Here is a 6,258-nt window from a genome sequence, read left to right on the forward strand (position 1 = left end):
AAAGAGGGTACTGCAGAGGTTGGCTGAGATGTGATTTGGTAAGGACCCTAAACTATGAAAGACATAATTCAAGCAGTTCTTCGAAAAGTTCTCAGTAATTATCTAGCGAACGATAATAAGTTAGATAGCATTAGTAGATATGAAAATGATTTTTCTGCAAAATTTTCTCACGATTATGAAGTGTATGATATGTATATAAAATATTTTTGGGATCCCGATAATGGTTTTAAGAATAGAGACAAGATAAATGAATATTATAAATACCTTGACGACATAATCAGAGATATCACAGGATATACATCATATCGGCTATATAAGAAATACCGTAACTTGGAGAGGGATGAAGTTGCCAAATTATTGAGTCGCATTGAAATATTAAGCAAAGACGAGAGTTTCATTAGAAAAATATCTGGATATGAGCTCTTCAAGAATTTAAAAGGCAAACAACTAGAGAAAGCTATTAAGAACCTGCTAAAACTTTGCATTAAAGGTAAAGTTGAGGATAAATTAGACGAAGTGATATTGTCCATCTTCATTGAAAACATTAATGTGGGAAGTTATTATTTAGAGCTAGCTCGTGAAGTTGCGTTTGAAAAATAAAACTTACACAGTAGTAACAAATTCAACCTATGGCTGACTTATGGAAATCGATAAATCTTTCCCCCATCTAAAAGAGCATTTAGGTTGAGAACAATAACTACATAACTTTCTCGATAAACTACAAACTTTTAGTAACTTGTAGACACAAAAATCAAAAAATTTATTAGCTTTTGTGAAGAGGAAGCCAAAAAGTATTACGAGGTGAGAACTTGCACATTCCGGATGGCTACCTTGATTTGAGCATAGCAGGTTTGTTTTACATCCTGTCGATTGCAGTGTTGGGATACTCGACATACAAGCTCAGGGGGCAAAAACTGACTTCCCTGTTTGGCATAGTTGCCGCAGCAATTTTTGCTGCCCAGATGCTCAACTGGCCGATTCCCGGTGGCACATCAGCCCACTTCGTCGGTGGTGCGCTTGCAGGAATTCTGCTCGGTCCTTACGCGGGAGCGCTTGCCATGGCGGTGGTATTAACCATACAGTGTTTAGTTTTCGCGGACGGAGGTATAACTGCTCTTGGAGCTAACATCTGGAACATGGCTATAGTAGACGTCTTTGCTGGCTATTATGTATATAGGGCTTTGCAGAGATTCAACAGGTCTACAGCAGCTTTCATTGCTGGTTGGCTTGGTATAACGCTCGCAGCAATCTTTGCAGGAATTGAAATCGGCATCTCATCATCTTTCGGTTACGGGCTCAAAGTTACAGTGCCAGTAATGGGGGCGTGGCATGCTCTCCTCGGTGTAGTTGAGGGGACAATAACAGCAGGTGTGGTCGGTTACATAGCTGCAGCAAGGCCGGATGTGTTTGAACAGAAGGTCGCTCCTGGGAAGCTGGCTCTTGGAGTGATAACAGCGATGATTGCAGTTTCACCGTTATTCGCTTATGCTGCTGAACTCGTTGGCTACTCAGAACCGCTTGAAAACGCTGCTGCGATACTTGGTCTTGAAGAAAATCCTATTTATGAAGGTCTGCTACCTGACTACACTCTTCCGGGTCTTGATCCGTATGTCGGAACTCTGATTGCAGGGGCGGTTGGAACAGTAATCGTTTTAGGCCTTGGAGTAATTCTAACCAGATATGCACGAACTGCTTGAAAGGACGATCAAGGAAGCTTCGAGTTACTTCCAAAATTTTTTAATTCATGAATATTCGAAAAAAAGTGCTTTGCATGCGGTTGACGCAAGAATAAAGCTTGTCGCAACTATAATTTTTATCGTTCTCGCAGTTTCAACGTTCAATCTTGAGAAGGTTTTGCTCGTACTCGTTTTTCTCATTGTGCTTTCTGCAGTTTCTGGGCTGAGTTTAAAAAGAATAGCGGGGAGGATATGGCTTTTCACTTTTTTCTCATTCATCGTCGTTTTTCCAATCTCTTTCTCCAACCCTATGTATCTGGTCACCTTCACCATGCGAGTTGCCACATCCCTCGTTGCCATTCAAATGCTAGTGATGACTACAAACTTTGCTGAGATATGTTCAGCTCTGCGCTCCTTCAGAGTTCCTGAAGTCTTTGTTTCAGCACTCTGGCTTGCTTACAGGTACGCTGTTCTGATGTTCAGGGAGCTGCTTTCAATTCTGCTGGCGAGAGAGAGCAGGAGGGTTTCAAAAGGCAGTCACATGGATGTCTGGAGGAAGGGGGGAGAGGCTGTGGGGCTGTTTTTCCTCAGAAGTTTCGAGAAGGCAGAAAAAGTCCAACTGGCAATGGAGGCCAGGGGTGAGAGTTTAAACCATTACCAAGGAAAGCTTAAAATGCTCGATTTTATTTATGCAACTATCGTGGCCTTCACAGTATTCTGGTGGGTGGTAATCTGAAGGTGATCGAGGCGGAGAACGTCAGCTACGACTACCCCGACGGAAGTGCTGGAGTCAGAGACATCTCGATTGGGATAGTTGAGGGAGACAGAATAGGGCTTATAGGGGCAAATGGAAGCGGGAAATCAACACTTATTCTGCTTCTTGCAGGATTGCTGAAGCCAACCAAGGGGAATTTGAGGATATTCGGGAGAGAAGTTGACAAAAAGAATGTTGAGGAGATAAGAAAAAGAATAGGTGTAGTTTTCCAGAATCCCGACGATTTTCTGTTCAATCCAACCGTCAGGGACGAGCTTTTATACGTTCCAAGACAGCTTGAATGGAGCGATGAGGAGATGGAGAAAGCAGTTAAGCACTATGCTGAAATTTTCAGAATTGAGCATGCTCTTGACAAACCACCCTTCAGGCTGAGTGGAGGGGAGAAAAAGAAAGTGGAGATAGCGAGCGTTCTTGTTTACAGGCCTGAGGTGCTGCTGCTCGATGAGCCGACAGCCTACGTTGATGGAAAGACCAGAAGGCTTATTCTGAAAATTCTGGATGATTTTGAAGGAACTCTGATAATCGCAACGCATGAGCTTGATGTGGCTGAGAAACTTGCTGATAAGTTCATACTGCTCAACCTCGACCACAGAATCGAGGCTATAGGCGGTAAGGAGATTCTGAAAAATGATGAGTTGTTAGAGAAGGCCGGGGTTATTTAGTTGTTACCGTAGCTTCCCCTTCCTCAATTATCAGCGTATGCTCCCACTGGCTAACCAGACCTCCGCTGACCTCAGTCAGCACGGGATATGCTCTCAGAATTCCCTCTCTTGCGAGCTTTGAGATGATTATGTCCGGAGCCTTTTTAAGCCACCTCTTCGCGAAGGGCAGGGTTTTGTAGTTCTCCTCAACTTCCTTCAGAATTTCCCTTGCCATCTTCATCCTGACAGGCCTTGGATTCAGAAGGCTGTAAATTTCGCACTCGCTCCTCTCTCCCACTCTACCAACACCATTGGTAGCGAAGGGCTCGATGGCTATCACCATTCCCTCTTCCAGCGTAACTCCTTTTTCAGTTGCGTAGTTGTAAATGCTGGGCGGTGCATGAGTTAGGTAGGGAAGGAGACCGTGTCCCGTAAGGTTCACTATTGGCTTCAGCCCGTAGTTCGTTATTGCATCTTCAATTGCCTTACCAATTTCAGAAACGCTTACGCCAGCTCTCGCAACCTCTATTGCAGCGTCAAGTGCTTCTTTGGAGGCTTTCACCAGTTCTGTGTTGTCTCCAAGGTCAACAGTAACTGCCATGTCGGCGATGTAACCGTCAATGTGTGCTCCAACATCCAGCTTGACGACATCTCCTTCCTTGAACACCCTGTCATCGTTTCTCTTTGGCGTGAAGTGTGCAGCATCGCTGTTGATTGAGATGTTTGCCGGAAAAGCGGGTTTTGCTCCGAGCTCAACTATTCTGCCCTCTACAAACTCCGCAACCTCAAGGATCTTAACACCGGGTGCAATTTTCTCGGCAGCTTCATTGACAGCCTGCTTCAGTATCTTTCCTGCCTCAATTAGCTTCTGCCTCACATCCTCATCCATTTCCATCGGTGTTAGTTTGATTCATGTTATTTGAAGTTATTGCAACTCTTAAACTGAAATCTGGCAGATGCGATGTAACGATCATGTGCCCTATCAAAGTCAATGTCAGCAGGCTTCGACGATTTGGGCAAGGTTTTTAAAGTAATCGTTAATTATAGATTATGGTTGTTTTGTACGGAAAGGACTTGGTGGATAAATACGTTTTGGAGGGATGGTGGGACAACGTAACGCTTTCAGAGCGGTTCAGGAGAAACTGCAAAAAGAATCCTGACAGAATTGCTGTTGTGGATCCGCCGAACAAAGAAGAGCTGGTTGGGTTTAAGCCAGAAAGACTGACATATGCTGAGTTAGAAGACTTCAGCGACCGTTTAGCTTCCTTCCTGCTTGATAACGGAGTCTTCAAGGACAGCTGCGTTCTTGTCCAGCTTCCCAACACGGTAGAGCTCATTGCAAGCTACTTCGCAACATGGAAGGCTTCAGCCTTCATTTCTCCCGTTCCAATGCAGTGGAGAGAGCATGAACTAAGTCAGGTTTGCAGAATTCTCCAGCCAAAGGTTTTAATAACTGCTGAAACTTTTAAAGGCCACGATCACGCCCGGATGGCGGGAAAAATCAAAGAAGCGTTTCCAAGCATAGAGAAAGTCATACCTTACTCTCAGCTTTACGAAATCTGCAGAAATTACCGTATAAGAGAGGATCTGGATGAGGCATCATCCTACCTCAGTGGCAATGATGTTGCGGTTGTGCAATGGACTTCCGGAACTGAGGCTGAACCGAAAGCCTGTCCGCTCACACACAACAACTGGGGTTTTCTGCAGTTTCTTTACAACGGTGAGAAATACAGAGGAGGATTGCTCAGCGATGGAGACGTGATAATGAATCCTGCTCCGATTGTTAACATGACAGGAATCGGTGTCGGCCTCGTTCCGTGGATAATGTGCTCAGGGACTTTTGTTCTCCACCATCCCTTCGATCCCATGCTTTACGTCAGGCAGCTAATAGAGGAGGGTGTTAACTTCACCCTCGCCCCGCCTGCGGTGGTGGTGGCGATTCTGAAGCATCCTATGGCCTCTCAGCTTACATTCGACAAGCTGAAGTACTTCGCGCAGGGCTCTGCCCCTCCACCCCCCTGGACTTTTGCGGAGCTCAAAAACAGGGGTATTGAGCCGATGAACATCTGGGGGCAGAACGAGGGGACAGGGTTGTTCTCCTACGATAAAACGATTCCCGACCTTGAGAAGAGGGCGAGGGCTTTTCCAGTTCCTGAGAAAGTCAGTGAACTGCCCTTCTTCAGAGCTATAGAGATAAAAGTTGTTGATGAAAGTGGCAATGAGCTAAAAGAACCGGGGAGTGTGGGAGAGCTTTGTTACAGAAGTCCGCTCACGATGCCATGCTACTACAGACAGCCCGAATTAACGAGAAAGTCCTTCGATGCTGAAGGATTCTTCCACACCGGAGACCTGTTTGAAATCGTGGATGAAAGTTCAATCGCCTTCTTCGACAGAAAGAAGGACATAATCATCAGGGGCGGATTCAACGTCAGTTCTGCAGAGGTTGAGGACATTGTTAAGAAGCATCCTAACGTCATGGACGCTGCTGCTGTTGGTGTCCCTGACGAGAGGTTGGGTGAGAGAGTTGGACTCTTTGTTGTTCCCAAGCCCGGCACCACGATAACGCTTGATGATATAAAGAAGTTCATGGAGGAAAACGGGGTGGCCATCTACAAGTGGCCTGAAGCAGTAGTCGTGGTCGATGAAATCCCGAGAAATCCAGTAGGCAAGGTTCTGAAGAGCAGGCTGAGGAAGGAGATTGTTGAAAGAATGAGGGAAGGGTCGTGATTTACTTGTAATGAGAGGTCTCAACTGGATAAGTCCTCGTGAATCTTAAGATAAGTAAGCAAAAATAAGAGCAATGTTCTGAGCCACCTCTTTAGGCTGCAATCTGCAGAATATTTATCTTTTTTCATAAAATTAAACTTTTGTTTATCAAATCACTTGTTAGCATTCTCTTTAAAAAATACATAGCACAGTACAATCTCCTCGAAAGGTCTCAATTTATGAAATTTGGTAAAGAAAAATTTTATTTATTGATAATGCTTATGGAAAGTATGGAGATCAAAACTTCAACCAGTCCTAAAATAATAGAGCGAAAATTTAATGCGCTAAAAGAACAAATACGAAATTCTCTTAAAGAGGGTGAAATTCCGGATGAATCATTGTTCAGAGAATTGGACAAAGAGTTTACAAAGATAAAAGAAACATACTTAAAAACTGAAGA

7 protein-coding genes are annotated in these 6,258 nt (G+C 44.4%); 6 read left to right on the forward strand and 1 reads right to left on the reverse strand.

Features of this window, described 5'->3' with window-relative positions:
• Nucleotides 1-54 precede the first annotated feature (54 nt).
• The 4 genes from H0Z19_RS11405 to H0Z19_RS11420 all read left to right on the forward strand — a co-directional run bounded on the left by H0Z19_RS11405 (nt 55) and on the right by H0Z19_RS11420 (nt 3,113).
• Nucleotides 55-600 (forward strand): hypothetical protein, encoded by a 546-nt coding sequence (locus H0Z19_RS11405; protein ID WP_290726728.1) that lies wholly within the window; start codon nt 55-57, stop codon nt 598-600.
• A 209-nt stretch (nt 601-809) separates the two neighbouring features.
• Nucleotides 810-1,697 carry an energy-coupling factor ABC transporter permease gene (locus H0Z19_RS11410; protein ID WP_290726729.1) on the forward strand — a complete coding sequence of 296 codons (888 nt, stop codon included), beginning with the start codon at nt 810-812 and terminating at the stop codon, nt 1,695-1,697.
• A gap of 70 nt (nt 1,698-1,767) precedes the next feature.
• Nucleotides 1,768-2,412 (forward strand): cobalt ECF transporter T component CbiQ, encoded by a 645-nt coding sequence (gene cbiQ / locus H0Z19_RS11415; protein WP_290726730.1) that lies wholly within the window; start codon nt 1,768-1,770, stop codon nt 2,410-2,412.
• A 2-nt stretch (nt 2,413-2,414) separates the two neighbouring features.
• Nucleotides 2,415-3,113 carry an energy-coupling factor ABC transporter ATP-binding protein gene (locus H0Z19_RS11420; protein WP_290726731.1) on the forward strand — a complete coding sequence of 233 codons (699 nt, stop codon included), beginning with the start codon at nt 2,415-2,417 and terminating at the stop codon, nt 3,111-3,113.
• On the opposite strand, the gene map is transcribed toward H0Z19_RS11420, so the two are convergent.
• Complete coding sequence (gene map / locus H0Z19_RS11425; RefSeq protein ID WP_365892779.1) at nt 3,106-3,981, reverse strand: type II methionyl aminopeptidase; 876 nt, start codon at nt 3,979-3,981, stop codon at nt 3,106-3,108. The genes H0Z19_RS11420 and map overlap by 8 nt on opposite strands.
• Nucleotides 3,982-4,142: 161 nt before the next feature.
• On the opposite strand from map, the gene H0Z19_RS11430 reads away from it, so the two are divergent.
• Nucleotides 4,143-5,819: a class I adenylate-forming enzyme family protein gene (locus H0Z19_RS11430; protein WP_290726733.1), complete on the forward strand. Its 1,677-nt coding sequence runs from the start codon at nt 4,143-4,145 to the stop codon at nt 5,817-5,819.
• Nucleotides 5,820-6,037: 218 nt separating this feature from the next.
• A partial coding sequence (locus tag H0Z19_RS11435) for a hypothetical protein (RefSeq protein ID WP_290726734.1) occupies nt 6,038-6,258 on the forward strand: 221 nt, incomplete at its 3' end.

Origin of the sequence: Archaeoglobus sp. (assembly GCF_017656475.1) — an archaeon.
Taxonomy (GTDB): Archaea; Halobacteriota; Archaeoglobi; order Archaeoglobales; family Archaeoglobaceae; genus Archaeoglobus.

Bases quoted from the DNA above. Each gene is read 5' to 3' on its own strand.
- H0Z19_RS11405 (WP_290726728.1), top strand. From the start codon at position 55: ATGAAAGACATAATTCAAGCAGTTCTTCGAAAAGTTCTCAGTAATTAT.
- H0Z19_RS11430 (WP_290726733.1), top strand. From the start codon at position 4,143: ATGGTTGTTTTGTACGGAAAGGACTTGGTGGATAAATACGTTTTGGAG.
- map (WP_365892779.1), bottom strand. From the start codon at position 3,981: ATGGATGAGGATGTGAGGCAGAAGCTAATTGAGGCAGGAAAGATACTG.